The organism is Gibbsiella greigii (genome assembly GCF_039540155.1).
In the GTDB taxonomy this organism is placed as follows: Bacteria; Pseudomonadota; Gammaproteobacteria; order Enterobacterales; family Enterobacteriaceae; genus Gibbsiella; species Gibbsiella quercinecans.
On record NZ_BAABEM010000010.1, the window covers coordinates 12,563 to 39,006 of the forward strand.

Genomic DNA, 26,444 nt, shown 5'->3' on the forward strand with positions numbered 1-26,444 from the left:
CAGTTTTACATTAAAGCAGTGACAGGGTTTCAGGGAACCCAAAACGGATATTCAGGCATTGCACCGCCTGGGCTGCCGCGCCTTTCAACAGGTTGTCTTCCACCGCGACGGCGATCAGGTGTTCGCCCTGCACGGCAAAGCCGATATCGCAGAACGGCAACCCCACCACCGCTTTCAACGCCGGCACGCCTTTATCGTACAACCGCACCAGAGGTTTGTCGTCGTAGGCAGCGTGATAAGCCGCCGCCACGTCCTGGGCGGTTACGCCGGCCTGCAGGCGGCAGGTGATGGTTTCAAGAATCCCCCGCGGGAAGTTACCCAAGTGCGGGGTAAAGATGACCGGCACGCCTAAGTGCGCAGCGATTTCCGGCTGGTGCCGGTGGGTGAAGATACCGTAGGGCTGCAGGCTCACTTCGCAAAGGCTGGTGGTCAGGCTGGCCTTGCGCCCTGCGCCGCTGACGCCGCTGGTGGCGTTAATCACCGGCCACTGCTCCAGATTCAGCAGTTGGCCGTCAATCAGCGGTTTCAACGCCAGCTGCGCGGCGGTGGGGTAACAGCCCGGCACGGCGATCAGCTGCGCCTGTTTGATTTTTTCATCTTGCCATTCCGCCAGGCCGTATACCGCCTGCACCAGCCAGTCTGCATGCTGGTGCGTGAAACCGTAATACTGGCTGTAAAAATCAGCGTCCTGCACGCGGAACGCGCCGGACAGATCGAAGACCACGCAACCCGCCGCCAGAAATTCTGGGGCAATGTCGTGGCTGACTTCATGAGCGGTGGCAAGGAATACAACGTCGATACCCTGGGCCGCCTGCGCGACGTCAACCAAGGGTTGCAGCGGCAGATCGACGATGCCTTTCAACTGGGGATGCAAATCGGAAAGCAACTTTCCTGCATCTGCACTTTGCGCTGAAACCGCTAAAGCGGTTATGTTCATGTGTGGGTGGCGATTCAGGTAAGCCGTGAGCTCAGCTCCGGCATAACCGCTGGCACCAACGATCAGCGTATTCAACATGTGGCCTTTCACCTTCTAAACTTTCAGTGTGGTCGTGTAGACCTCGGTAACAGGGCTTGGCCGCGTTGTTGCGCCGTTCACCCACGAGATGGAGCGTTGATGGATTTATAAACATCCGGGTATCGGGTTCCCTTCCGCTCCAGCTTACTGTATTTTTATTCAAAATAAATGCATGAATATTGATACTATCCTAACTAAAGGCTGTCAACAGTGAAGATGAAATTACCTCCATTTATTGAGCTGTACCGGGCGTTGATCGCCACACCGTCGATCAGCGCCACCGATAGCGCCCTCGATCAAAGTAATGAAGCATTAATCAACTTGCTCGCCGGTTGGTTCAGCGATTTGGGCTTTCGCGTTGACGTTGAGCCGGTTCCCGGTTCCCGTAACAAATTCAACCTGTTGGCAAGCATCGGCGAAGGCAGCGGCGGCCTGTTGCTGACCGGGCACTCCGACACGGTTCCTTACGACGACGGCCGCTGGACGCGCGATCCCTTCACCCTGACAGAACACGACAACAAGCTGTACGGCCTGGGCACCGCCGACATGAAAGGCTTTTTTGCTTTTATTCTAGATGCGTTGCGCGATATTGATGTGACCAAACTGAATAAACCGCTATATATTTTGGCGACAGCGGATGAAGAAACCTCCATGGCCGGCGCACGCTATTTTGCCGCCTCCACCCAAATTCGTCCGGACTTCGCCATTATCGGTGAGCCGACTTCGCTGCAGCCGGTGCGGGCGCATAAAGGCCATATTTCCAACGCGATTCGCATCGTCGGCCAGTCCGGCCATTCCAGCGATCCGGCGCGCGGCGTAAACGCCATTGATTTGATGCATGAAGCCATCGGCCACCTGATCGATCTGCGCAAAACGCTGCAGGAACGTTACAACAGCCCGTCGTTCGCCGTGACTTACCCCACCATGAACTTTGGCTATATCCACGGCGGCGATGCAGCCAACCGCATCTGCGCCTGCTGCGAAATGCATATGGATATCCGCCCGCTGCCGGGGATGACGTTAGACAATATCAATGAGTTGCTGCATACCGCACTGGCGCCGGTCAGCGAACGCTGGCCCGGCCGCCTGACCATTGACGAGCTGCATGCACCGATCCCCGGCTATGAATGCCCGACGGATCACAAAATGGTCGCCGTGATTGAAAAATTGCTGGGTTCACGCACCGAGGTGGTCAACTATTGCACCGAAGCGCCTTTCGTGCAGCGCGTTTGCCCAACCTTGGTGTTGGGCCCGGGATCGATCAACCAGGCGCACCAGCCGGATGAGTACATCGATACCGCCTTTATCGAACCGACGCGCAAGCTGCTGGGGCAACTGATCGATCATTTTTGCCACCAATAAATCATGATGAAAGATAGGGGTAATCATTTATTATCCCTTGAGATTAGGCACGCCGGCTGGATGTGATAAGCCATACTGATAACCCGCGTGCCGTAATTAAATTTCAGAAAATACGCAGAATTTGATGTTTTTTTGCTAAAAATAGTGTCAATTGGTAGTTGGACAGGAGCGTGACCAGATAAAACGGGCGATCTTCGCTTGGCACGTGAAATTAACTTACAAACAAAATGAAAAGTCATTTATCCAATAACCTCCAAGTTGCAGCCAGGCAACAAACGTGTTGCCCGGGCGCTTAGTTTTGCAAGTCACCAGGGCTCCGGCATAACGCCTCCACCGCTACAACTTGAAGGATAAAGGGTATACAGAAAACTGGATCAGGGGTTATATGAACGAACAATATTCGGCAATGCGGGGTAATGTGAGTATGCTCGGCAAACTGCTCGGCGAAACCATTAAGGAAGCGCTGGGTGAGCATATTCTCGATCGCGTTGAAACTATCCGTAAGCTTTCCAAATCTTCACGTGCAGGCCATGAAGCACACCGCCAGGAACTGCTCAATACGCTGCAGAACTTGTCCAACGATGAACTGCTGCCCGTGGCGCGCGCCTTTAGCCAGTTCCTCAATCTGACCAACGTCGCTGAGCAGTACCACAGCATTTCGCCGCATGGTGAAGCCGCCAGCAACCCTGAAGAGCTGGCTAAACTGTTCACCCGCTTAAAAGATAAAAAGCTCAGCAATAAAGAGCTGCAAAATGCCGTGGATCAGCTTTCCATCGAACTGGTTCTGACCGCGCACCCAACGGAAATCACCCGCCGCACCCTGATTCATAAACTGGTTGAGGTCAACACCTGCCTCAGCCAGCTCGATCACAACGATCTGGCTGACTACGAACGCAATAAAATCATGCGCCGCCTGCGCCAACTGGTGGCCCAGGCCTGGCACACCGATGAAATCCGCAAAAACCGCCCTACGCCTATCGATGAGGCGAAGTGGGGGTTTGCGGTGGTGGAAAACAGCCTGTGGGAAGGCGTGCCCGCCTTTTTACGCGAATTCAACGAGCAGTTGGAAAATTCCATCAATTACAGCCTGCCGGTCGAAGCCGTACCGGTGCGCTTCACCTCGTGGATGGGCGGTGATCGCGACGGCAACCCAAACGTCACCGCCGAAGTAACCCGCCGCGCACTGCTGCTGAGCCGCTGGAAAGCCTGCGATCTGTTCCTGCGCGATATCCAGGTGCTGGTGTCCGAGTTATCGATGACCGAATGTACCCCGGAGCTGCGCAAACTGGCCGGCGGCGATGAGGTGCAGGAACCGTATCGCGAGCTCATGAAGCAGCTGCGCGCCCAGTTGACCAATACCCTGGCATACCTGGAAGGCCGCCTGAAAGGCACCAACATCCTAGCGCCGAAAAACCTGCTGGAGCGCAACGAGCAATTGTGGGAGCCGCTGTATGCCTGCTACCAGTCGCTGCAGGCCTGCGGCATGGGCATCATTGCCAATGGTCAACTGCTGGATACATTGCGCCGCGTGCGCTGCTTCGGCGTGCCGTTGGTGCGCATCGATGTGCGCCAGGAAAGCACCTGTCATACCGAAGCCATCGCCGAAATCACCCGCTATCTGGGGCTGGGGGATTATGAAAGCTGGTCAGAAGCCGATAAACAGGCCTTCCTGATCCGCGAACTGAACTCCAAACGCCCGTTGGTGCCGCTGAAGTGGGAACCGAGCGAAATGACGCGCGAAGTGTTGGAAACCTGCCGCGTGATCGCCGAAGCCCCGGAAGGCTCCATTGCCGCCTATGTCATCTCCATGGCCCGTACGCCTTCCGACGTGTTGGCCGTGCATCTGTTGCTGAAAGAGGCCGGCTGCCCGTTCATCTTGCCGGTCGCGCCGCTGTTCGAAACGTTGGAAGACTTGAACAATGCCGACGACGTCATGACCCAACTGTTGAACATCGATTGGTACCGTGGCGTTATCCAGGGCAAACAGATGGTGATGATTGGTTATTCCGACTCGGCGAAAGACGCCGGCGTGATGGCTGCCTCTTGGGCGCAGTACCGGGCACAGGATGCGCTGATCAAAACCTGCGAAAAAGCCGGCGTAGCGCTGACGCTGTTCCATGGTCGTGGCGGCTCTATCGGCCGTGGCGGCGCGCCGGCGCATGCCGCGCTGCTGTCGCAGCCGCCGGGCAGCCTGAAAGGCGGCCTGCGCGTTACCGAGCAGGGCGAGATGATCCGCTTCAAGTTCGGCCTGCCGGAAGTCACCATCAGCAGCCTGGCGCTGTATACCGGCGCCATTCTGGAAGCCAACCTGCTGCCGCCGCCGGAACCGAAGAAAGAGTGGCGCCAACTGATGGACGAACTGTCAGAAACCTCATGCAACATGTACCGCGGCTACGTACGTGAAAACCCAGACTTCGTGCCTTACTTCCGCGCGGCAACGCCGGAGCTGGAGCTGGGCAAACTGCCGTTAGGTTCACGCCCGGCCAAACGCCGCCCGAACGGCGGTGTGGAAAGCCTGCGCGCCATTCCGTGGATCTTTGCATGGACGCAAAACCGTTTGATGCTACCCGCCTGGCTGGGCGCCGGCGCCGGTCTGCAGGAAGCGGTGAAAGCCGGTAAACAGGATCAGTTGGAAACCATGTGCCGCGACTGGCCGTTCTTCTCCACCCGCATCGCCATGCTGGAAATGGTGTTCGCTAAAGCCGACCTGTGGCTGGCGGAATACTACGATCAGCGCCTGGTGGATAAAACGCTGTGGCCGCTAGGCAAACAGCTGCGCGAACAGTTGGAAAGCGACATCAAAGTCGTGCTGGACATCACCAATGACGATCACCTGATGGAAGACCTGCCGTGGATCGCCGAATCCATCGCGTTGCGTAACGTCTATACCGATCCGTTGAACGTGTTGCAGGCCGAACTGCTGCACCGTTCACGCCAGCAGGAGGACCACCCGGACGCTAACGTGGAACAGGCGCTGATGGTCACCATCGCCGGCGTGGCCGCCGGTATGCGCAATACCGGCTAGCCATTGCTGCGTTGCTTTTACGGCCCTGCTTGCAGGGCCGTTTTATTTTCGCGATAGCTTGCACGCACCAGCGCCACAACAACGATCAACCCCAACCCCATCAGCAACGCAAGAACCGCCACGCCCGATACCACACCAAAACCATCGGCAGCGGCGCCGGCAATCCATGGCATCATGCCACCGAACAGATAACCCGCGGACTGCGTCAGCCCACTCAGGCGCGTGGCCTGGTGTTTTGATGCGGAAAACGCCAACGGCAACAGCAGCGCGAGTGGGAACAAGCCGCCGGTGCCCAGCCCAAGTAGCACCGCCGCGCCCCACACCGTTTGCGGTAACCACCACAGCATCAGCGTGCCGGCGATAACCAGCGCGGTGAATATCCCCATTGCGCCCACAACGCCCACCCGCACCCCACGCAGGAGCAGGGGGAAGAACAGGCTGGTTGCCGTTTGCAGCACCAGAAACAACGCAATCAGCGCGCTACTGGCATGCGGAGTAAAGCCAGAAGCCACATACAGGCTGGGCAACCATGCTACCACCGTATAGTTAATCCCAGCCTGCAGGCCGAAAAATAAGGCCAGCCACACCACCACCCTTCGCTTCGGCCGGTGCGTGGCAGCGGTGGGCAACGCTACCGCCCCACGCGCAGCAGGCCAAACCGCCCACAGGCCGGCGGCGGCAACGGCGGGGATCGCCCAGAAAGCCAGCCCGGCTTGCCAACCACCGGCCATGTGGGCCAACAACGGCGTTGCATAGGCGGCAATGGCCGATCCCACCCCCATACTGGTGGCGTACAGCCCCATCGCCGCCGGGGCCTTATCATCATGAAACGTTTCCTTGATAAAACCGCTAAGCAATGGCCGGATGATGGCATCGCCGATACCGACCAAGGCCGCCGTCAACAGCAGCAAACCATAGCTCTGCGCCGCCAGGCGCAGGGAAAGCCCCAGAATGAGGATGCCAAAGGCCAGTAGCATCGCGCGCTTCAGGCCAAACCGACGATAGGCGATATAGCCCAACGGGGAGAGCAACCCCATGCAAATCACCGGCACCGCCGTCAGCAGCCCAAGCGCGCCGCCGGCAATCAAGAGTTGCTCCTGAATGGCGCCCAACACCGGCGCCAGCGATGAAATGCCAGTACGCAGGCACAGGCCGGCGCCGAAAACCATCAGCCACGGCAATAAGGTGGAATATTTCACCATGCTCACGTTCCCCTGTTCCAAATGGCAATAGGCTAGCGCGCTTATCGGGTGTAATCTTTCGACAAATCGCCCAATGACATCGACTAACTGCCAAATGACTGCTTCCACTACACCGCCACGATCCAATCGCCGGGAGTGGCGCCTTGCTTCCACCTCACCGTTGAAGACATTGCCGCGCCCCGTTTATCTACGCGCCTACCACATTGAGGCCGGAACACATATCGAAAGCCATCGGCACCGCTGGTGGCAGTTCCTATTCGCCCGCAAGGGATTAATGCAAGTGCAAGCCGGCGAAACCGCGCTGACCCTCCCCCCGGATTACGGCATGTGGTTACCGCCGGGGTGCGAGCATAGTCTCTGGGTGGGGGAAAATGTGGAGCTGGAAAGCCTGTATATCGAACAGGCGGCGATCACCATGGCCGATCGCCGCCTGCGGGTAGTGAAGGTGGATGATTTCGTGCGTGCCTTCATCCACCATGCGTGTACGCAGCTTCCGGTCTGCTATGACCAACAAGGCGCGGAGGGCCGCAAGGTAGGCGTGCTGCTTGATTCACTGCAAGCGCTGCCCGATGCCCCATTCAACCTGCCCTTCCCAACCGCTCTCAGGCTTTTGGAGGTTTGCCTGGCGATCCAGAAAGCGCCGCAGTTGCCGCATACGCTGGCGCAATCCGCCAGTGCTGCGCACATGTCACCGCGCACCTTCTCTCGCCATTTCCTGCGTGCTACCGGCCTGCCCTACCACACGTGGCGGCAGCGTATGCGCCTGCTGGGCACGCTGGCGTTGTTGCGATCGGGGTTGTCCGTCACCGAGGTCGCCCTGGCGATTGGCTACGCCACGCCTTCGGCATTTATTTACGCCTTCAGGCAGCTGTTTGGAACCTCACCCAGCCGTATTTAATCGGGCTACGCCCAGAAACCAAAAAGCGCCGTGCCAATCGCACAGCGCTGCGGGGAAATTGCAGGGATAAACTCAGGCCGCAACCACCGGGCGCACGCCCAGGGTATGGCAAATGGCGTAGCTCATCTCGGCGCGGTTCAGCGTATAGAAGTGGAAGTCTTTTACCCCTTCGCGGCTCAGGATCCTCACCATGTCCATGGCGATATTGGCGCCGACCATTTTGCGCGTTTCCGGATCGTTATCCAGCCCTTCAAACATGTTGGTCATCCAGCTTGGCACGCGCACGTTGGTCATGGTGGCGAAACGCTGCAGCTGCTTGAAGTTGGACACGGGCAAAATACCCGGCACAATTTCAACATCAATACCGGTGGCTACGCAGCGGTCGCGGAAACGCAGGTAGCTTTCCACATCGAAGAAGAACTGCGTGATTGCGCGGTTAGCGCCGGCGTCAATCTTGCGCTTCAGGTTGATTAAATCCGCCTGGGCGCTTTTCGCTTCCGGATGCACTTCCGGGTAAGCCGCCACGGAAATATCAAAGTCGCCCACTTCTCTTAGCAACGTCACCAGATCGGCCGCATACATGTCCGGCTTGCCGCCGCCCGCCGGCAAATCCCCGCGCAGGGCCACAATGTGGCGAATACCGCTGTTCCAGTAGTCGGTCGCGATCTCACGCAACTGCGCCGGGCTGGCATCGATGCAGGTCAGGTGCGGCGCCGCATCCAGCCCGGTGCGCTCTTTGATCCCTTTGATCACGCTGTGGGTGCGATCGCGCTCGCCGGAGTTCGCCCCGTAAGTCACAGAGAGAAATTTCGGCTTCAGGCTACTCAGGCGATCGATAGATTGCCACAGGGTGTCTTCCATCTCACTGGTACGCGGCGGGAAAAACTCAAACGACACGTTAATCTGGCCGTGCAGTTCCGCCAGACTCTGATTCAGCGCTTCCCGCTGGTTTGCGTGAAAAAAACTCATACCCTGCCTCTTATCGATCGCTGTTTTTGATAAGCGTCTATACGTTTAGACGTCTAGATAGAAAATGCCGGATATTGCTCAGACAGTCAACAGGAAACCCGGGAATAGGCGATGATTTATCCTCACGAACCACGCGAGAAAATTTCATGATGCTCGGCAGCAAGAGAATGGCGGGATGCAGCAGGGCGCCGCAAAGGGCGCCCTGAGAGGCATTACAGCAACTGGGCCAAACGGTTAAGGTCTGACTGAATGGCACCGGCGGTAACGTCGCGCCCAGCCCCCGGCCCGCGGATAACCAGCGGGTTATCACGGTACCAGCGGCTTTCGATGGCAAACACGTTGTCACAGGGCAGCAGTGCCGCCAGCGGATGATCCGGGCGCACGGCTTCCACGCCGACACGCGCCTTGCCGTGGGCATCGAAACGCGCGACGTGGCGCAATACCAGCCCCATCTCGCTGGCCGCTTCAAAACGCTGCAGCATCTGTTGGTTCAGCTCTTCCCCATCCTCAAAGAACTGATCGATGGAGCCCTGCTCAACGCTGGCGGGCACCAGCGATTCAACCCGGACCTGGCTCGGCTCGATGTCGTAACCCGCTTCGCGCGCCAGGATCACCAGCTTGCGCATCACATCCTGGCCGGAAAGATCGACTCGCGGATCCGGCTCGGTCAACCCTTGTTGCCATGCCTGATCCACCAGCTCGGTGAACGGCACAGTGCCGTCAAACTGCAGGAACAACCAAGACAGCGTGCCGGAGAAAATACCGCTGATCGCCAGAATGCTGTCGCCGCTATCACGCAGATCGCGCACGGCATGGTTCACCGGCAGGCCCGCGCCGACGGTGGCGTTATACAGCCAGTGACGCCCGGTTTTGGCAAACGCATCGCGAATTTGGCGATAGTTATCACTGCCGGAAGCCCCCGCCAGTTTGTTGGCGCTGATGACATGGAAACCGTAGCTGGCGAAATCCAGATACTGCTGCGCCAGGTTTTCGCTGGCGGTGACATCCAGCACCACAAGATCATCGTACGGGTGAGCGCGCATCCACAGGAACAGCGATTCCTCGTCCAGATCCTGCGCTTCTTCTTCAAAAAACGCCAACGCGCGGCTGGCATCCAGCCCATCATAGTTCAACAAGCTGCGCCGGCTATCCACCACGCCCGCCAGGATGAATTCAAAACCACTGCGGGCCGAAATGCTTTCCTGATCGCGCGCAAACAGCTCCAGCCAACGGGAACCGATATTTCCCTTGCCGAACAGCACCAGGCCGATGCGTTTTTCGGCGCGGAACAGGCTTTGGTGCAGCCCCTGAATCAACAGCCCGGTCGGCCCCTGGCGCAGCACCGCCACCAGGCTGATGCCGTCTTCCGCCTGCCAGATAAACTCCACCGGCTGGTCTTTCAACTGCTGATAAAAACGGTGGCTGTGCAGCGGGTTGTTGCACACGCCAGCGCCCACCAGCGCCACCAGCGCCAGGCCTTCGTGCAGTTGCAGCTCGCCCGGCAAGGCGGCTTCCTGCAGGATGCGCAGCGCGCTGCCCACCACTTCCGAGGTGTAGCAAAGCTGGATCAGGTGGCGATCCGGGTGCAGCCCGACCGCCAACGGTTTAACCTGGGTGCGCTTGAGCACGCGATCAAGCTCTTGCTGCACCTGTTTAACCTCATGCTGTGGGGCAACGGTCAGTTCAATCAGGCACACATCATCATGACTGGTGACGATTTTCGCGCCAGTGCCGGAAGCCAACACGCGTTCAATGCGCGTAGAGCCTTGTTCCGGCTGGTAGCTGCAACGCAGTTGCAAATCGATATCGCTGCCGGAAACCGGCTGCAGCGTGCGCGTATGCAGCACCGGAGCCGCCAGGCGCGCAAGCTCGTTGGCTTCATCCAGGCGCAGCAAAGGCAGCAGGCAGGCATCTTTCACCTTGCGCGGATCGGCGCTGTAAACACCGGCCACATCGCTCCAGATGGTCACGCGCGACACCCCGGCCAGCGCACCGATTTGAGTTGCGGAATAGTCGCTGCCGTTGCGCCCCAACAGCACCGTTTCGCCGGCATCGTTGCGCGAGATAAACCCGGTGACGACCAGGCGTTGGCCCGGATACTGCGCCATTAGTTGTTGCAACAGCGGAGAGGAGCGCGCTTCGTCAACCTGGGGCTGAGCGGTGCGCTCCGCGCGCAGGAAATCCCGCGCATCCAGCCAAGCAGCCTGCATGTCCAACTTATTCAACAGCGCTGCCATTAGCCGGGCCGACCAGATTTCCCCATGCCCGACCACTTCCGCATAGGCCGCGTCGTCAATTCGCCCGTCCAGTACCACGGCCAAGCGTTCCAGATCGTGGATAAACGCAGCGATCAGCGGTTCTGCCATTTCCGGCGGCAGCAAGCTGCCGATCAACTCACTGTGATAGCGGCGCAACGCCTGTTGCACCTGATGGGCGGAGAGACGATCGCTCTGGCTCAGCTTCAGCCAGCTGATCAATTGGTTGGTGGTACTGCCGGCGGCCGAAACCACCATCAGATCGCCCGGCTGGCTGTATTCGGCCATAATGCCCGCCACCCGCTGGTAACACGTCGCATCCGCCAGGCTGCTACCACCGAATTTATGCAGCTGGCGCCCTCTTTCCGCCCCTGCCGTCACAATTGCATTCATGCTTACCTCGCTGCCGCAGCCTGGAATGCGTGTTCCAGATCGGCAATCAGATCGTCACTGTCTTCAATCCCTACGGAAACCCGTAGCAAACTTTCGGAAATCCCCGCCGCGGCGCGCGCTTGCGGCGACATCCCCGCGTGGGTCATGGTGGCCGCATGGGAAATCAGGCTTTCAACGCCCCCCAAGGATTCCGCCAGCGTAAACAGCTCAAGCGCGGAAAGGAAACGGCGCAACAGCGCTTCATCGCCATCCAGCTCAAAACTGAGCATCGCGCCAAACCCGCGCTGCTGGCGGCGAGCAATCTCATGGCCCGGGTTTTCCGGCAGGGAAGGATGGTAAAGTTTTTTCACCAGCGGCTGCTGGCGCAGATAATTGACAATCGCTTCGGCGTTTTGCTGTGCCGCCTTGATACGCGGCGCCAGCGTGCGCATCCCGCGCAGCAACAAATAGCTATCAAACGCGCCGCCGGTCACGCCAATGTTGTTCGCCCACCAGGCCAAGTCTACCGCCAAATCGGGATCTTTGGCGATCACCGCACCGGCGACAACGTCTGAATGCCCGTTCAGGTACTTGGTGCAGGAATGCACCACCAGATCGGCGCCGAGCGCGATCGGCTGCTGCAGCGCCGGGCTGAGGAAAGTATTATCCACCACCGCCAACGCGCCGGCTGCATGTGCGGCTTTACAGATGGCGGCGATATCCACCACCCGCAGCAGCGGGTTGCTGGGGCTTTCGATCAGCACCAGCTTGGGTTTTTGCGCCAGTGCTTGCGCCAGCGCCGCTTCATCACCCTGATCCACAAACAGTACGCGATAGGCGCCGCGCTTGCTCAGGCTGTCAAACAGACGGTAGCTGCCGCCGTAACAGTCGTGCGGCGCTACCAGCAGATCGCCCGGTTGCAGCAATACGGTGGTAACCAGATGAATAGCCGACATGCCGCTGCCGGTCATTACCGCCCCTGCGCCCCCTTCCAGTTCCGCCAGCGCGCGCTGTACCACGTCGCGCGTGGGGTTGCCGCGGCGTGAATAGTCATGGGTTCGCGGCTGATTGAAATCGGTAAAGTTATAGGTACTGGAAAGGTGAATCGGCGGGACAACGCAGCCGTACTGTTCGTCATTATTCAGGCCGCTGCGTACGGCGATCGTGGCTGGTTTACGCGTCATATTGATTATCCGGCTCTTGGCGTGCGAGTGAGTGAAGCCTAAAGATTAATCGTAGTGACGATAGACGTCAATACATCTGGACATCTAAACTTCTTTGCGTATAGATTGAGCGCAGGCGCAATACCCGCTAACATTATATACCTAAAATAATTCGGGTTGCAGGAAGGTGGCAACGCAGCAAATCCACAGGAGCTTACTGGAGTAAGTGACTGGGGAGCCAACGCACCTGCAGCTTGAAGTATGAAGGGTATAGCGATTTATTGTGACGGCGCAGTGTTAACGTGATACGCATAATTTGAGTCTATCGACCACTCGCGTACAGTAACCTTGGCGGCGTTGAATTGACATTCATTAGTGAGCGCAGTGAAGATCGGGCATAATTGGCCGGTTTTTAGAATATGGTAATTTTTCTGACAAATTTTAAGGTGTCCCATGGCTGAGTGGAACGGCGAGTATGTCAGCCCTTACGCTGAACACGGTAAAAAAAGTGAACAAGTAAAAAAAATCACGGTATCCATTCCGCTGAAGGTCCTGAAGATCCTCACCGACGAGCGCACTCGTCGTCAGGTCAATAATCTGCGGCATGCCACTAACAGTGAATTGCTGTGCGAAGCGTTTCTGCACGCCTTTACCGGCCAGCCGCTACCGAACGATGAGGATCTGCGCAAAGAGCGCAACGATGAAATACCGGAAGCAGCGAAGATATTGATGCGTGAGCTGGGTGTGGATCCCGATACCTGGGAATATTGATTACCGCGGTGCGAATGCCGGCGGCAGAACGAAAAAAGGCGCCGACGGCGCCTTTTTATCTGATCGCAAGAAAGATTATTTCTTAGCACCAGGTACGCTGAAACGCTTGTTGAAGCGGTCAACGCGGCCACCGGTAGCAACATCACGCTGCTTGCCAGTGTAGAACGGGTGGCATTCGCCACAAACGTCCAGGTTCAGATCGTGGCCCACGGTAGAGCGGATTTTGATCACGTTACCGCAAGAGCAGTTAGCAGTAACTTCTTCGTATTTTGGGTGAATACCTTGTTTCATGGGAGAACCTCAGTTAAGGCCGTGTCGCTATCCAGCCCTGTTCGCCAGACACCACACGTGGTTGATAAAAAGGTTTTGATACCAGGCGGCTTACAAGCGTGCAGTGCAACCTGTCAATACCAAAGGCGGCAAATTATACAGAATAAAAAGTGGCGCGCAATCGGATCCGTACATTCAGCAGCCATCCGTGTAAACTAACCGACAATTTTTTCATCCTGGATGACCCCATGCCCGTTGTTCACGTTGCATTACCGGTACCCCTCGCCCGCACCTTCGATTATCTGCTGCCGCCAGGGATGCAGCCGGTCATTGGCGCGCGCGTTTGCGTTCCGTGGGGCAAACAACGCGCCATTGGCATCGTCACCGGTTACAGTGAAACCAGCGAACTGCCGCTGGAAAAGCTCAAGCCTATCGACAGCACGCTCGATCACGCTTCGCTATTTTCTGACCACCTGTGGCGTATTCTACGCTGGGCCAGCGACTACTACCATCACCCCATCGGCGAAGTGTTGTTCCATGCCCTGCCCATTCTGCTGCGCCAGGGCAAACCGGCACAGGCCGCGCCGCTGTGGCAATGGTTCGCCACCGAACAGGGGAGAGCCACGCCGCTCGCCAGCCTCAAACGCGCACCCAAACAGCAGCAGGCAATGGCCGCCCTGCTGCAACGGCCGATATACCGCCATCAGGTCAATGAGTTGGATCTGACCGAGCCCGCGCTGCAGGCGCTGCGGGCCAAAGGCCTGGCCGATCTGCGCGCCCAAACGGTAGCGGCGGAAGACTGGCGGCCCGGCTTCGCCGTGCTGGGCGAACGGCTGCGGCTTAACACCGAACAGGCCACCGCGGTGGGCGCTATTCGTAGCGAAGACGATCGGTTCAGCGCCTGGCTGCTGGCAGGCGTCACCGGCTCTGGCAAAACGGAAGTGTATCTCAGTGTGCTGGAAAACATTCTGGCGAAGGGCAAACAGGCGCTGGTGCTGGTGCCGGAAATCGGCCTGACGCCGCAAACCATCGCCCGCTTTCGCGAACGCTTTAACGCCCCGGTAGAAGTCCTGCACTCCGGCCTTAACGACAGCGAACGGCTGGCGGTATGGCTACGCGCCCGCAGCGGCGAAGCGGCGATCGTGATCGGCACCCGCTCAGCGCTGTTTACGCCGTTTGCCCGCCTTGGCGTGATCATCATTGACGAAGAGCACGACAGTTCTTACAAGCAACAGGAAGGCTGGCGCTATCACGCCCGCGATCTGGCGGTGTTTCGCGCCCACGAAGAGAATGTGCCGATGGTGATGGGCTCGGCCACGCCGGCGCTGGAAACCCTGCATAACGTGCGGATCGGCAAATACCGCCAGCTCAGGCTGACGCAGCGGGCCGGCAACGCCAAGGCCGCCGCGCAGCACCTGATCGATCTGAAAGGGCTGCCGTTAACCTTCGGCCTTTCGCAACCGTTGCTGAAAAGCATGCGCCACCATCTGCAGGCCGGCAATCAGGTGATGCTGTTCCTCAACCGCCGCGGCTACGCGCCGGCGCTTTTGTGCCATGAATGCGGCTGGATAGCCGAGTGCCAGCGCTGCGATCGCTACTACACGCTGCACCAAAACCAGCGCCAGTTGCGTTGCCACCACTGCGACAGCCAGCGCCCAGTGCCCCATCAATGCCCCCAATGCGGCTCAACCAACCTGGTGTCCGTAGGGATCGGCACCGAACAACTGGAAAACGAGTTGGCCCCGCTGTTCCCGGAGGTGCCGATTACCCGTATCGATCGCGATACCACCAGCCGTAAAGGGTCGCTGGAACAGCACCTGGCGGCGATTCACCGCGGCGGCGCACGTATTTTGATCGGCACCCAGATGCTGGCCAAGGGGCACCACTTCCCCGACGTCACGCTGGTTGCCCTGCTGGATGTCGACGGCGCGTTGTTTTCCGCCGACTTCCGCTCTGCGGAACGCTTCGCCCAGCTGTATACCCAGGTGTCCGGCCGTGCGGGCCGCGCCGGCAAACAGGGCGAGGTGCTGCTGCAAACTCACCATCCTGAGCATCCTTTATTGCAAATCCTGCTGCAACAGGGGTACGACGCCTTTGCCAGCCAGGCGCTGGCGGAACGCAATAGTGTGTTCCTGCCACCTTACACCAGCCATATTCTGGTGCGTGCGGACGATCATGATAACCAGCAGGCGCCGCAGTTCCTCCAGCAGTTGCGCAATCTGCTGGAAGCCAGCCCGCTGAAAGACGAGGCGCTGTGGGTGATGGGGCCGGTGCCGGCGCTGCAGGCAAAACGCGGCGGCCGTTTCCGCTGGCAACTGTTGCTGCAGCATCCGTCACGGCGCGTCCTGCAGCACCTGATGAAAAGCACGCTGCCGTTGGTCGGCACTCTGCCGCAAGTGCGCAAAGTAAAATGGTCGCTGGATGTCGATCCGATCGACAGCTAAGCCGGAAAAGTCCGATTCAGGCAGCCAAATGCTGGCGTTTACCCTTGCTAATTGCGAGCAAACGCGAAAAAACTTCCGGTTCTCACCTTTTTTCTGAAAATTAGGTAACAAAAGCAACGCGCAATCTGTTTAGAATGTCAGCGCAGGCGTTTTATCACGCAATCGTGGGCACCGCGTGCAAACGCGCCCCCATACGCCAGGCGAGGTGAGTACATTGAAGTCATCGCGTTAGCACGGGGCTGGCGCAAGGAGATAGGCGTTGGAGCACAAAAAAGAATTACCGATGGCCACCATGAAAGACGTTGCCGAAATGGCAGGCGTTTCGACGGCAACTGTGTCGCGTGCGCTGATGAATCCGGAAAAAGTGTCGACGCCAACGCGCCAGAAAGTGGAACAGGCCGTATTGGCCGTGGGCTATTCCCCGCATGCCCTGTCGCGCAACATAAAACGCAACGAATCCCGCACCATCCTGGTGATCGTCCCGGATATCTGCGATCCCTTCTTCGCAGACGTGATCACCGGGATCGAGCAAACCGCCGCGCAACAAGGCTATCTGGTGCTGATCGGCGACTGCGCTCAGCAAAATCAGCAGGAGCGTACATTTGTTAACCTGATCATTACCAAGCAGATTGATGGTATGCTGCTGCTCGGCTCCAATCTGCCCTTCGACGCCAGTAAGGAAGAACAGCGTAATCTGCCGCCGATGGTCATGGCCAACGAGTTTGCCCCGGAACTTGAACTGCCGACGGTGCACATCGACAACCTGACCGCCGCATTTGAAGCCGTGCATTACCTGCACCAACTTGGCCACCGGCAGATTGCCTGTGTGGCGGGGCCGGAGCACATGCCGCTCAGCCATTATCGGCTGCAGGGTTACGTCCAGGCGCTACGCCGTAATGGCATTACCGTCGAAAGCAGCTATATTAGCCGGGGTGATTTCACCTATGAGGCCGGCGCCCAAGCGCTGGCGGCCCTGATGGCGCTGCCGAAGCCGCCAACGGCGATTTTCTGCCACAGCGATGTGATGGCGATTGGCGTGCTGTCGCAGGCGAAAAGACTGGGGCTGCGCGTGCCACAGGATCTGTCCATCGTCGGGTTCGACGATATCAAGCTGGCGCAGTATTGCGATCCGCCATTAACCACCGTGGCGCAGCCGCGCTACCAGATAGGCCAACAGGCGATGCTGCTACTGTTGGAACAACTGCACGGCCAGGCGGTATCCAGCGAATCGCGGCTGTTAGAAAGTGAATTGGTTATCAGGGGTAGCACGGCTGCGCCTAAACGCTAGTCAAATATTTTAGAGTTCAGTAACATAACGAGCCAGGCGCTGATGCAATGGGCACCGTTATTGGTTATATACAGTGTGAAGACGGCCGGTGTAGAAACACCTTACCAGTGGGCTTGTGCCCGGCCCGGCTTCAAAATGGCAAATAAAATAGCCTAGAGGATAGGCTCTTAACCCATCAGGATATAGCGGAAATAGTGGCACAGAGAGACTATGTAAGCCGCGGGCGCTCAGGAGCGCGGCGCAAAACCCCCAGCCGTAAAAAACGCAGTTCTCCGAAGGTATCCAAAACCGTGGTGGCGCTTGCCGTTGCCCTGCTGGTGATCTTTATCGGTGGCCTCTATTTTATTACGCACAATAAGCCGGATGAAGCGCCGCTGTTGCCTGCGCACAGCACACGCCCAGGCAGCAATCTGCCGCCGAAACCGGAAGAACGCTGGCGCTATATCAAAGAGCTGGAAAACCGCCAGATTGGCGTACAAACCCCAACAGAACCTTCTGCCGGCGGGGAAGTCAATTCGCAAACCCAGCTCACGCCGGAACAGCGCCAACTGCTGGAACAAATGCAGGCCGATCTGCAACAGCGCCCAACGCAGCTTAATGAAGTGCCGTATAACGATCCGGGCCAGGCGCAGCAGCACAGCCGCCAGCAGCAGTTGCAGCAACAACAGCAGTTACAGCGGCAACAGCAGGCTCAACAGCAACAGCAATCGCAGCCCCAGGTGAATACACCGCGTAATCCGTTTAACAGTAACACCACGGCGGCGCCTGCGGCACCGGCGAAACCTGCGCCTGCGCCTGCGCCAAAACCGCAACCGCAACCCAAGCCGGAAGCGAAGCAGGAAACGGCGAAGCAAGAGAAACCTGAGCAGAAACAACGCTGGATGGTGCAGTGTGGCTCATTCCGCGCCGCCGATCAGGCTGAGTCCGTGCGCGCGCAGCTGGCGTTTGAAGGCCTTGAAAGCCGTATCACCGCCGGCGGCGGCTGGAACCGCGTGGTTCTTGGCCCCTACAGCAGCCGCGCCACGGCAGACAAAACGCTGGCGCGCCTGAAGGGCATCGGCATGTCAAGTTGCATTCCCCTCGCCGTTGGGGGTTGAAAAGTCCCAATCCCCCCCCATCTATATTCTCAATATGCCTCGTAGCGGTTGCGCAAGCAGCCGCTACGGGGACTTCTTTCCGTTTTATACGAGGGTCTGCTCGTGACAACAATTGTAAGCGTACGCCGTAACGGCCAGGTAGTTATCGGTGGTGATGGCCAGGCCACTTTGGGTAACACCGTGATGAAAGGCAACGTGAAAAAAGTGCGCCGCCTTTATAACGACAAAGTCATCGCTGGTTTCGCCGGGGGTACTGCTGACGCCTTCACGCTGTTCGAACTGTTCGAACGCAAGCTGGAAATGCATCAGGGCCACCTGGTTAAGGCCGCCGTTGAGCTGGCGAAAGACTGGCGCACCGATCGCATGCTGCGTAAGCTGGAAGCGCTGCTGGCAGTGGCCGATGAAAATGCGTCACTGATCATCACCGGCAACGGTGACGTCGTTCAACCTGAAAATGATTTAATCGCGATCGGCTCCGGCGGCCCTTATGCCCAGGCTGCCGCCCGCGCGCTGTTGGAAAATACCGAGCTGAGCGCCCGCGACATCGTCGAGAAATCCCTCGGCATCGCCGGCGACATCTGTATTTACACCAACCATTTCCACACTATTGAAGAATTGCCTTCCAAAGCGTAAGGACCGAATACTATGTCTGAAATGACCCCGCGCGAGATCGTCAGCGAGCTGGACAGCTACATTATCGGCCAAAGCCAGGCCAAGCGTGCCGTTGCTATCGCACTGCGTAACCGTTGGCGCCGCATGCAGCTCAACGATGAGCTGCGTCACGAAGTCACACCGAAAAACATTCTGATGATCGGCCCGACCGGCGTCGGTAAAACCGAAATCGCCCGCCGCCTGGCAAAACTGGCCAATGCGCCATTCATCAAGGTCGAAGCCACCAAGTTCACCGAAGTGGGCTATGTGGGTAAAGAAGTCGACTCTATCATCCGCGATCTGACCGACGCCGCGGTGAAAATGATTCGCCTGCAGTCAATCGAGAAAAACCGCACCCGTGCGGAAGAAATGGCGGAAGAGCGGATCCTTGATGTACTGATCCCACCGGCGAAAAACAACTGGGGCCAGCCGGAAGAGCAGGAACCGTCTGCCGCTCGTCAGTCTTTCCGCAAGAAACTGCGTGAAGGCCAACTGGATGATAAAGAGATTGAAATCAATCTCGCCGCCGCCCCGATGGGCGTAGAGATCATGGCGCCGCCGGGCATGGAAGAAATGACCAGCCAGCTGCAGTCGATGTTCCAAAACCTGGGCGGGCAAAAGCAGAAACCGCGCAAGCTGAAAATCAAGGAAGCCTTCACACTGCTGGTGGAAGAAGAAGCCGCCAAGCTGGTGAACCCGGAAGAGCTGAAAGAGCTGGCGATCGAAGCCGTTGAACAGCATGGCATCGTGTTTATTGATGAGATCGATAAAATCTGTAAACGCGGCAACGCTTCCGGCCCGGATGTGTCCCGTGAAGGCGTGCAGCGCGATCTGCTGCCGTTGGTGGAAGGCAGCACCGTGTCCACCAAACACGGCATGGTGAAAACCGACCATATCCTGTTCATCGCCTCCGGCGCTTTCCAGGTGGCTAGCCCGTCCGATCTGATCCCGGAACTGCAGGGCCGCCTGCCGATCCGCGTTGAGCTGCAAGCGCTGAGTACCGAAGACTTTGAGCGCATCCTGACCGAGCCGAATGCGTCACTGACTGAGCAGTACAAGGCTTTGATGGCGACCGAAGGCGTTACCATCGACTTCACCGCCGACGGTATCCGCCGCATCGCCGAAGCCGCATGGCAGGTCAACGAACGTACGGAAAACATCGGTGCGCGCCGTCTGCACACCGTGTTGGAACGTTTGATGGAAGATATTTCCTTCAGCGCCAGTGAAAGTAATGGCGAATCCATCACCATTAACGCTGATTACGTCGGTAATCATCTGGATGCGCTGGTAGCGGATGAAGATCTGAGTCGTTTTATCTTATAATCGCGCTATCATTGTCCTGGCAGTTATCTGTGTGGGAGGCATTGCCTCCCACAATTATTTCCAGCGGATATAGCCACTTACTTGCCGAAGCGAAAAATGAGCTCATCAACCACCACCACGCCGGTCAAAGCCTGGCTGGAAAGTTTACGACCGCGTACCCTGCCGCTGGCCTTTGCCTCTATCGTGGTCGGTTCCGCCATCGCCGCATGGCAAGACAGCCTGAAACCCGGCGTGGCGCTATTGGCCCTGCTAACCGCCGGCCTGTTGCAAATCCTCTCTAACCTGGCGAACGACTATGGCGACGCCGTCAAAGGCAGCGATAAAGAAGACCGCATCGGGCCGTTGCGCGGCATGCAAAAAGGGTTAATCACGCAGGCACAGATGAAGCGCGCGCTGGTACTGACGGTGGTGCTGATTGCAATCTCCGGCTGTTCTCTGATTGCGCTGGCCTGCGAGCAGCCCAGCGACATTATCGGTTTCCTGGTGCTGGGGGCACTGGCGATCATCGCCGCCATTACCTACACCGTGGGCAACAAGCCGTACGGCTACCTGGGGCTGGGGGATATTTCCGTGCTGGTGTTCTTCGGCTGGCTGAGCGTGGCCGGTACTTACTACCTGCAAACCCACAGTTTTGACAGTGTCGTCATGCTGCCGGCAACCGCCTGCGGCCTGCTGGCGACGGCGGTGCTGAACATCAATAACCTGCGCGATATCGACAGCGATCGCGAAAACGGCAAAAACACCCTTGCCGTGCGCCTGGGGCCGATCAACGCCCGCTACTATCATGCGCTGCTGCTGATCATGGCCGTGGTGTGCTTTGCACTGTTTACCCTGCTTAACCTGCACAGCGCCTGGGGCTGGCTGTTCGTGCTCGCCATCCCGCTGCTGCTGCGCCATGGCGCGCGCGTGTTGCGGAACAAAACGGCGGCGGCCATGCGCCCGATGCTGGAAGATATGGTCAAGGCGGCGCTGCTGGCCAATGTGTTGTTCGCCATCGGCGTGGTGCTTAGCTAGCCTGGCAATAGGCGAAATCAGCGTTCAATACATCTGGGCGCTGATGATTTTGCCAACGGGGCGATTAAAGGGATATACTGGTTATTCCAGCGGCAAACAGACGTAAAATCCTATGAAATACGATACTTCCGAACTTTGCGACATCTATCATGAAGAGGTGAACGTCGTTGAACCTCTATTCTCCAATTTTGGCGGGCGTACTTCATTTGGCGGTCAGATCACCACGGTGAAATGCTTTGAGGATAACGGCCTGCTTTTCGATCTGCTCGAAGAGAACGGCCTTGGCCGTGTGCTGCTGGTCGACGGCGGCGGCTCGGTGCGCCGTGCGCTGATTAACGCAGAACTGGCGCGCCTGGCGGTACAAAATGAGTGGGAAGGCATCGTGGTGTATGGTGCGGTGCGCCAGGTGGACGATCTGGAAGAGCTCGACATCGGCATCCAGGCGATGGCGGCGACGCCGGCCGGGGCTCCGAGCGAAGGCATTGGCGAAAGCGATATCCGCGTTAACTTTGGCGGCGTGACCTTCTTTTCCGGCGATCATCTGTATGCCGACAACACCGGTATTATTCTTTCCGAAGACCCGCTCGATCTCGAATAATCCCCGATTCACAAAAGGGCGCCATCAGGCGCCCTTTTTGTTTGCGTGCGGCAAAAGCGAAAGGCGTTAGACCTCTTCCATTTTGCCCAGCAGCGCCCGCAGGCGTTCTTGCCAAACGTGCTGCTCTTCTTTCAGCTGCTGGTTTTCACGCACCAGCGCTTCCTGGTTACCAGAAGCATTCTGCACTTCCTGAGACAGGTTATTGTTTTTCTCTTTCAGCTCTTCAATTTCCATCTGTAACAGAGTGATGGTATCAATCGCCTGCTGAACTTTTGCTTCCAGTTTTTCAAATACTTCAAATGACATTCTTCAGTCCCCTTATGAATAGCAAGGCGTACATCTATAAGTAGCGGCCACAACATCGGCTGCAGCTACTGCGAACATGCATCGCGCCAGGTAACACGCACCGTTATTAAAACGCGCCTGTCTTGATAAAACGCTTCTTCACGATGAAACGATTGTAAGTAGCCCAACACCTACTGTCTAGCAACATACCGGCCCAACGCGCAGTCTGTTGCAATTTTCCCGCTGCCGCTATCAGTAAAAACTGAAAACCACCTGGTTAGCCGCCGGCGATTGTTAACAAACAGATACCGAACCACTGGTCAGATCACACTTTTCCTGCGCAAAAAGAACCCTGAACAACGCGAATTCGCTCAATTTTATGACATGGCACACACATTTTGATTTCGCTATTTCTCGTTTATGTTCGTTAACGATAAATTCACATTAGATTCGCAATGCATCACAGGACGATATAAAAAAAACTGTACCCCATAGGCGAAGGCCTCACCCCGCTTTCAGCCTATACCCTAATAATCACCGTCTGCAGGACAATAACATTATGAGCCAAACGACTAGTCCGACCCTAAAAGGCCAATGTATCGCAGAATTCCTCGGTACTGGCTTGTTGATTTTCTTTGGCGTTGGCTGTGTTGCTGCACTGAAGCTGGCTGGCGCCAGCTTCGGCCAATGGGAAATCAGTATCATCTGGGGCCTTGGCGTTGCCATGGCCATCTACCTGACCGCGGCAATTTCCGGCGCCCACCTCAACCCGGCGGTCACCATCGCCCTATGGTTGTTCGCCTGTTTTGACCGCCGTAAGGTTCTTCCCTACATCATCGCGCAGATTGCCGGCGCCTTCTGCTCCGCAGCACTGGTTTATGGGCTTTACTACAATCTGTTCTATGATTTTGAAGCCAGCCATAACATGGTGCGCGGCAGCGTAGAAAGCCTCGATCTGGCCGGCATTTTCTCAACCTACCCGAACGCCCATATCACGGTCATTCAGGCATTCCTGGTAGAAACCGTGATCACCGCCATTCTGATGTGCCTGATTCTGGCACTGACGGATGACGGCAACGGCATTCCTCGCGGCCCGTTGGCGCCATTATTGATCGGTATTCTGATTGCCGTTATCGGTGCCTCCATGGGACCATTGACCGGTTTTGCGCTCAACCCGGCGCGTGACTTGGGTCCGAAAATGTTCGCCTATCTGGCAGGATGGGGGGAAGTGGCATTCACCGGTGCGCGCGATATTCCTTACTTCCTGGTACCGATCTTCGGCCCGATCGTCGGCGCCAGCCTGGGAGCCTTTGGTTACCGTGCACTGATCGGCCGTCATTTGCCTTGTGATACCTGCGTGGAAAGCGAAGAAACCGCCGCCACCAAGGCACAGCAGCGCAAAGCGTAACCCCCGGCCTCAAGAGTTAACAACAGCAGGATAAAATCATGACAGCAGAAAAAAAATACATCGTCGCGCTCGACCAAGGGACCACCAGCTCACGCGCCGTCGTGCTCGATCATGACGCCAATATCGTCGCGGTGTCCCAGCGCGAATTCACGCAAATTTACCCCAAGGCCGGCTGGGTTGAACACGATCCGATGGAAATCTGGGCCACGCAAAGCTCTACGTTGGTTGAAGTGCTGGCGAAAGCCGACATCCGTTCCGATCAAATCGCCGGTATTGGCATCACCAACCAGCGCGAAACCACCATCGTCTGGGAAAAAGACACCGGCAAACCTATCTACAACGCCATTGTCTGGCAGTGCCGCCGCACCGCTGAAATCTGCGAAAAGCTCAAACGCGACGGCCTGGAAGAATATATCCAACACACCACCGGGTTGGTGGTAGACCCGTACTTCTCCGGCACCAAAGTGAAATGGATCCTCGATCAGGTTGAAGGCGCCCGTGAGCGCGCCAAACGGGGTGAGCTGCTGTTCGGCACCGTTGATACCTGGTTGGTGTGGAAAATGACCCAGGGCCGGGTGCACGTCACGGACTATACCAATGCTTCACGCACCATGCTGTTCAACATCCATGAACTGGACTGGGATGAGCGCATGCTGGAAGTGCTGGATATTCCACGCGCCATGCTGCCGAAGGTACGCCCGTCTTCCGAAATCTATGGCCAAACCAACATCGGGGGTAAAGGCGGGACGCGTATTCCTATCGCCGGTATCGCCGGTGACCAGCAGGCGGCGCTCTACGGCCAGCTGTGTGTTCAGCCAGGCATGGCGAAAAATACCTATGGCACCGGCTGCTTCCTGCTGATGAACACCGGTACAGAAGCCGTGCGCTCCAACCACGGCCTGCTGACCACCATTGCCTGCGGCCCCCGCGGCGAAGTAAACTACGCGCTGGAGGGCGCCGTGTTCATCGGCGGCGCCTCTATTCAATGGCTGCGCGACGAGCTGAAGCTGATCAGCGACTCGCCGGACTCCGAATACTTCGCCACCAAGGTTAAAGACAGCAACGGCGTTTACGTTGTGCCGGCCTTCACCGGCCTGGGCGCGCCGTATTGGGATCCGTATGCCCGCGGCGCCATCTTTGGCCTGACCCGCGGCGTGAACAGCAACCATATTATCCGCGCCACGCTGGAATCCATCGCCTACCAAACCCGCGACGTGCTGGATGCGATGCAGGCCGATGCCGATACGCGTTTGCAATCGTTGCGCGTAGACGGCGGCGCCGTCGCCAACAACTTCCTGATGCAGTTCCAGTCGGACATCCTTGGTACCCGCGTGGAGCGTCCGGAAGTACGTGAAGTCACCGCGCTGGGCGCTGCCTACCTGGCCGGCCTGGCGGTGGGCTACTGGAACGATCTGGATGAAGTGAAGAGCAAAGCGATTATTGAGCGCGAATTCCGCCCAAGCATCGAAACCACCGAGCGCAACTTCCGCTACGAAGGCTGGAAAAAAGCCGTCGCGCGCGCGCAGGCGTGGGAAGAGCACGACTAATAGTCCCCGTTATTTCCTCCTGTTTACGCTGCCTACGGGCAGCGTTTTTTTTGCCATGCCCCGCCGCCCCTGGCCGGCTGTGATAAACTTTGCCGATATTTTCTTCCATTTATCACTAATAGGTTTTGCCATGAAACGTGAATTAGCCATCGAATTCTCCCGCGTAACCGAAGCCGCCGCCCTGGCCGGCTATAAATGGCTGGGGCGTGGCGATAAGAATGCGGCGGACGGCGCGGCGGTCAACGCCATGCGCATTATGCTCAATAAAGTGGATATCAATGGCTGCATCGTGATCGGCGAGGGAGAAATAGACGAGGCCCCGATGCTGTATATCGGTGAGCAGGTTGGCACGGGCCAGGGCGATGCGGTAGATATCGCCGTCGATCCTATCGAAGGCACGCGCATGACCGCCATGGGGCAAGCCAATGCGCTGGCCGTGCTGGCCGTCGGCGATCGCGGTACATTCCTGCACGCGCCGGATATGTACATGGAAAAACTGGTGGTTGGCCCACAGGCGCGCGGCTCCATCAATCTGGATCTGCCGCTTGAGCAAAACTTGCGCAACATCGCACAGCAACTGGATAAACCGTTGGCGGAGCTGACGGTCATTACGCTGGCGAAACCACGCCACGATGGCGTGATCGCGCAGATGCAGCAGTTGGGCGTGCGGGTATTCGCCATCCCCGACGGTGATGTGGCGGCCTCTATCCTGACCTGTATGCCGGAAAGCGAAGTCGACGTGATGTACGGCATCGGCGGCGCACCGGAAGGCGTGGTCTCCGCCGCAGTGATCCGCGCGCTGGATGGCGACATGCAGGCGCGCCTGTTGCCGCGCCATGAGGTAAAAGGCGACACCGTGGAAAACCGCCACATCGGCGAACAAGAGCTTGCGCGCTGCAAAGAGATGGGGATCGAGGCTGGCAAGGTGCTGCTGTTGGATGACATGGCGCGCAACGACAACGTCATCTTCTCTGCCACCGGCATCACCCAAGGGGATCTGCTGGAAGGCATCACCCGCAAGGGCAACATGGCCACCACGGAAACGCTATTGATCCGCGGCAAATCCCGCACCATCCGCCGTATCCGCTCCACGCACTATCTGGATCGTAAAGATCCGGCGCTGCATACGTTCCTGCTGTAATCCCCCAGCCCTGTTTCATCTAGCAATTGCCGGGTGAAACAGCGCTTTAGCATTTAATCGATAATCGTTTTTATCCGGCTGAAATAAAATAACCCACCTGTAACAACATCAAAACGGAATCTATTGCGGAACAACGCTATCGCAGGGGTGCGGGAAAAGGCGCCATCAGGGCGAATGCCGCCAAGCGGCTTACGGCCCACAATATTGCGTTTATACCCAAAGTAATTCGAGTTGCAGGACAAAAACGCAAAAGCGTTTTTGAACAGCGCTAGCGCTGGCCCCATAGGGGCGAGGCCCAGGGATGGGCCGAGTAATAAAGCCAACACACCTGCAACTTGAATTATGA

General features: G+C 57.7%; 22 protein-coding genes. 14 read left to right on the forward strand and 8 right to left on the reverse strand.

Annotated elements, in window-relative coordinates; all coding sequences use genetic code 11:
• Positions 1-10: 10 nt before the first annotated feature.
• Complete coding sequence (argC, locus tag AC559G_RS10430) at positions 11-1,015, reverse strand: NAGSA dehydrogenase family protein (RefSeq protein WP_498912515.1); 1,005 nt, start codon at positions 1,013-1,015, stop codon at positions 11-13.
• A gap of 216 nt (positions 1,016-1,231) precedes the next feature.
• On the opposite strand from argC, the gene argE reads away from it, so the two are divergent.
• On the forward strand, positions 1,232-2,377 hold the full coding sequence (argE, locus tag AC559G_RS10435) for an acetylornithine deacetylase (RefSeq protein WP_095846641.1): 1,146 nt from the start codon (positions 1,232-1,234) through the stop codon (positions 2,375-2,377).
• 385 nt (positions 2,378-2,762) lie between these two features.
• Positions 2,763-5,402, forward strand: coding sequence for a phosphoenolpyruvate carboxylase (gene ppc / locus AC559G_RS10440; RefSeq protein WP_438599650.1), 2,640 nt, complete (start codon positions 2,763-2,765; stop codon positions 5,400-5,402).
• 17 nt (positions 5,403-5,419) lie between these two features.
• On the opposite strand, the gene AC559G_RS10445 is transcribed toward ppc, so the two are convergent.
• Positions 5,420-6,604: an MFS transporter gene (locus tag AC559G_RS10445; protein ID WP_498912516.1), complete on the reverse strand. Its 1,185-nt coding sequence runs from the start codon at positions 6,602-6,604 to the stop codon at positions 5,420-5,422.
• 94 nt (positions 6,605-6,698) lie between these two features.
• Here AC559G_RS10445 and AC559G_RS10450 point away from each other — a divergent pair, with 94 nt between their 5' ends.
• Positions 6,699-7,502: an AraC family transcriptional regulator gene (locus AC559G_RS10450; RefSeq protein ID WP_498912517.1), complete on the forward strand. Its 804-nt coding sequence runs from the start codon at positions 6,699-6,701 to the stop codon at positions 7,500-7,502.
• Positions 7,503-7,574: 72 nt separating this feature from the next.
• Here the strand turns inward: AC559G_RS10450 and metF are convergent, their stop codons facing one another.
• The 3 genes from metF to metB form a co-directional block, all read right to left on the reverse strand.
• Positions 7,575-8,471 (reverse strand): methylenetetrahydrofolate reductase, encoded by an 897-nt coding sequence (gene metF, locus AC559G_RS10455; protein ID WP_346083088.1) that lies wholly within the window; start codon positions 8,469-8,471, stop codon positions 7,575-7,577.
• 212 nt (positions 8,472-8,683) lie between these two features.
• On the reverse strand, positions 8,684-11,119 hold the full coding sequence (locus tag AC559G_RS10460; RefSeq protein WP_438599647.1) for a bifunctional aspartate kinase/homoserine dehydrogenase II: 2,436 nt from the start codon (positions 11,117-11,119) through the stop codon (positions 8,684-8,686).
• A 2-nt stretch (positions 11,120-11,121) separates the two neighbouring features.
• Positions 11,122-12,282 carry a cystathionine gamma-synthase gene (gene metB, locus AC559G_RS10465; protein WP_438599646.1) on the reverse strand — a complete coding sequence of 387 codons (1,161 nt, stop codon included), beginning with the start codon at positions 12,280-12,282 and terminating at the stop codon, positions 11,122-11,124.
• Between the two features lie 432 nt (positions 12,283-12,714).
• Here metB and metJ point away from each other — a divergent pair, with 432 nt between their 5' ends.
• Positions 12,715-13,032, forward strand: coding sequence for a met regulon transcriptional regulator MetJ (metJ, locus tag AC559G_RS10470; protein ID WP_438599645.1), 318 nt, complete (start codon positions 12,715-12,717; stop codon positions 13,030-13,032).
• A 75-nt stretch (positions 13,033-13,107) separates the two neighbouring features.
• Here the strand turns inward: metJ and rpmE are convergent, their stop codons facing one another.
• Positions 13,108-13,323 (reverse strand): 50S ribosomal protein L31, encoded by a 216-nt coding sequence (gene rpmE, locus AC559G_RS10475; RefSeq protein ID WP_012147462.1) that lies wholly within the window; start codon positions 13,321-13,323, stop codon positions 13,108-13,110.
• A gap of 227 nt (positions 13,324-13,550) precedes the next feature.
• Here rpmE and priA point away from each other — a divergent pair, with 227 nt between their 5' ends.
• The 7 genes from priA to rraA all read left to right on the forward strand — a co-directional run bounded on the left by priA (position 13,551) and on the right by rraA (position 21,717).
• Positions 13,551-15,746, forward strand: coding sequence for a primosomal protein N' (gene priA / locus AC559G_RS10480; protein ID WP_498912518.1), 2,196 nt, complete (start codon positions 13,551-13,553; stop codon positions 15,744-15,746).
• A 259-nt stretch (positions 15,747-16,005) separates the two neighbouring features.
• Positions 16,006-17,034 carry a DNA-binding transcriptional regulator CytR gene (gene cytR / locus AC559G_RS10485; protein WP_438599643.1) on the forward strand — a complete coding sequence of 343 codons (1,029 nt, stop codon included), beginning with the start codon at positions 16,006-16,008 and terminating at the stop codon, positions 17,032-17,034.
• A gap of 194 nt (positions 17,035-17,228) precedes the next feature.
• Positions 17,229-18,131: a cell division protein FtsN gene (ftsN, locus tag AC559G_RS10490; RefSeq protein WP_498912519.1), complete on the forward strand. Its 903-nt coding sequence runs from the start codon at positions 17,229-17,231 to the stop codon at positions 18,129-18,131.
• Between the two features lie 102 nt (positions 18,132-18,233).
• Positions 18,234-18,764 carry an ATP-dependent protease subunit HslV gene (gene hslV / locus AC559G_RS10495; RefSeq protein ID WP_095846633.1) on the forward strand — a complete coding sequence of 177 codons (531 nt, stop codon included), beginning with the start codon at positions 18,234-18,236 and terminating at the stop codon, positions 18,762-18,764.
• A gap of 12 nt (positions 18,765-18,776) precedes the next feature.
• Positions 18,777-20,105 (forward strand): ATP-dependent protease ATPase subunit HslU, encoded by a 1,329-nt coding sequence (gene hslU, locus AC559G_RS10500; RefSeq protein WP_498912520.1) that lies wholly within the window; start codon positions 18,777-18,779, stop codon positions 20,103-20,105.
• A 96-nt stretch (positions 20,106-20,201) separates the two neighbouring features.
• Complete coding sequence (locus AC559G_RS10505) at positions 20,202-21,119, forward strand: prenyltransferase (RefSeq protein ID WP_498912521.1); 918 nt, start codon at positions 20,202-20,204, stop codon at positions 21,117-21,119.
• Positions 21,120-21,231: 112 nt separating this feature from the next.
• A complete protein-coding gene (rraA, locus tag AC559G_RS10510; protein WP_121553423.1) occupies positions 21,232-21,717 on the forward strand; it encodes a ribonuclease E activity regulator RraA in 486 nt (161 codons plus the stop codon).
• Between the two features lie 66 nt (positions 21,718-21,783).
• Here rraA and zapB read toward each other — a convergent pair whose 3' ends face one another.
• The gene (zapB, locus tag AC559G_RS10515; protein ID WP_279022906.1) at positions 21,784-22,023 is read right to left on the reverse strand and encodes a septal ring assembly protein ZapB; all 240 of its coding nucleotides are present in this window, start codon (positions 22,021-22,023) and stop codon (positions 21,784-21,786) included.
• A gap of 538 nt (positions 22,024-22,561) precedes the next feature.
• Between zapB and AC559G_RS10520 the strand changes: the two genes are divergently transcribed.
• From AC559G_RS10520 to glpX, 3 genes are all read left to right on the forward strand, one after another.
• On the forward strand, positions 22,562-23,410 hold the full coding sequence (locus AC559G_RS10520) for an MIP/aquaporin family protein (RefSeq protein ID WP_438599639.1): 849 nt from the start codon (positions 22,562-22,564) through the stop codon (positions 23,408-23,410).
• Between the two features lie 38 nt (positions 23,411-23,448).
• Positions 23,449-24,957 carry a glycerol kinase gene (gene glpK / locus AC559G_RS10525; RefSeq protein ID WP_498912522.1) on the forward strand — a complete coding sequence of 503 codons (1,509 nt, stop codon included), beginning with the start codon at positions 23,449-23,451 and terminating at the stop codon, positions 24,955-24,957.
• A 130-nt stretch (positions 24,958-25,087) separates the two neighbouring features.
• Positions 25,088-26,098, forward strand: coding sequence for a fructose-bisphosphatase class II family protein (glpX, locus tag AC559G_RS10530; protein ID WP_498912523.1), 1,011 nt, complete (start codon positions 25,088-25,090; stop codon positions 26,096-26,098).
• 53 nt (positions 26,099-26,151) lie between these two features.
• Here glpX and AC559G_RS10535 read toward each other — a convergent pair whose 3' ends face one another.
• Complete coding sequence (locus AC559G_RS10535; protein WP_498912524.1) at positions 26,152-26,424, reverse strand: hypothetical protein; 273 nt, start codon at positions 26,422-26,424, stop codon at positions 26,152-26,154.
• Positions 26,425-26,444 lie beyond the last annotated feature (20 nt).

Coding starts and splice junctions, on each gene's coding strand:
- argC (WP_498912515.1), bottom strand. CDS start 1,015: ATGTTGAATACGCTGATCGTTGGTGCCAGCGGTTATGCCGGAGCTGAG.
- argE (WP_095846641.1), top strand. CDS start 1,232: ATGAAATTACCTCCATTTATTGAGCTGTACCGGGCGTTGATCGCCACA.
- ppc (WP_438599650.1), top strand. CDS start 2,763: ATGAACGAACAATATTCGGCAATGCGGGGTAATGTGAGTATGCTCGGC.
- AC559G_RS10445 (WP_498912516.1), bottom strand. CDS start 6,604: ATGGTGAAATATTCCACCTTATTGCCGTGGCTGATGGTTTTCGGCGCC.
- AC559G_RS10450 (WP_498912517.1), top strand. CDS start 6,699: ATGACTGCTTCCACTACACCGCCACGATCCAATCGCCGGGAGTGGCGC.
- metF (WP_346083088.1), bottom strand. CDS start 8,471: ATGAGTTTTTTTCACGCAAACCAGCGGGAAGCGCTGAATCAGAGTCTG.
- AC559G_RS10460 (WP_438599647.1), bottom strand. CDS start 11,119: ATGAATGCAATTGTGACGGCAGGGGCGGAAAGAGGGCGCCAGCTGCAT.
- metB (WP_438599646.1), bottom strand. CDS start 12,282: ATGACGCGTAAACCAGCCACGATCGCCGTACGCAGCGGCCTGAATAAT.
- metJ (WP_438599645.1), top strand. CDS start 12,715: ATGGCTGAGTGGAACGGCGAGTATGTCAGCCCTTACGCTGAACACGGT.
- rpmE (WP_012147462.1), bottom strand. CDS start 13,323: ATGAAACAAGGTATTCACCCAAAATACGAAGAAGTTACTGCTAACTGC.
- priA (WP_498912518.1), top strand. CDS start 13,551: ATGCCCGTTGTTCACGTTGCATTACCGGTACCCCTCGCCCGCACCTTC.
- hslU (WP_498912520.1), top strand. CDS start 18,777: ATGTCTGAAATGACCCCGCGCGAGATCGTCAGCGAGCTGGACAGCTAC.
- AC559G_RS10505 (WP_498912521.1), top strand. CDS start 20,202: ATGAGCTCATCAACCACCACCACGCCGGTCAAAGCCTGGCTGGAAAGT.
- rraA (WP_121553423.1), top strand. CDS start 21,232: ATGAAATACGATACTTCCGAACTTTGCGACATCTATCATGAAGAGGTG.
- zapB (WP_279022906.1), bottom strand. CDS start 22,023: ATGTCATTTGAAGTATTTGAAAAACTGGAAGCAAAAGTTCAGCAGGCG.
- AC559G_RS10520 (WP_438599639.1), top strand. CDS start 22,562: ATGAGCCAAACGACTAGTCCGACCCTAAAAGGCCAATGTATCGCAGAA.
- glpK (WP_498912522.1), top strand. CDS start 23,449: ATGACAGCAGAAAAAAAATACATCGTCGCGCTCGACCAAGGGACCACC.
- glpX (WP_498912523.1), top strand. CDS start 25,088: ATGAAACGTGAATTAGCCATCGAATTCTCCCGCGTAACCGAAGCCGCC.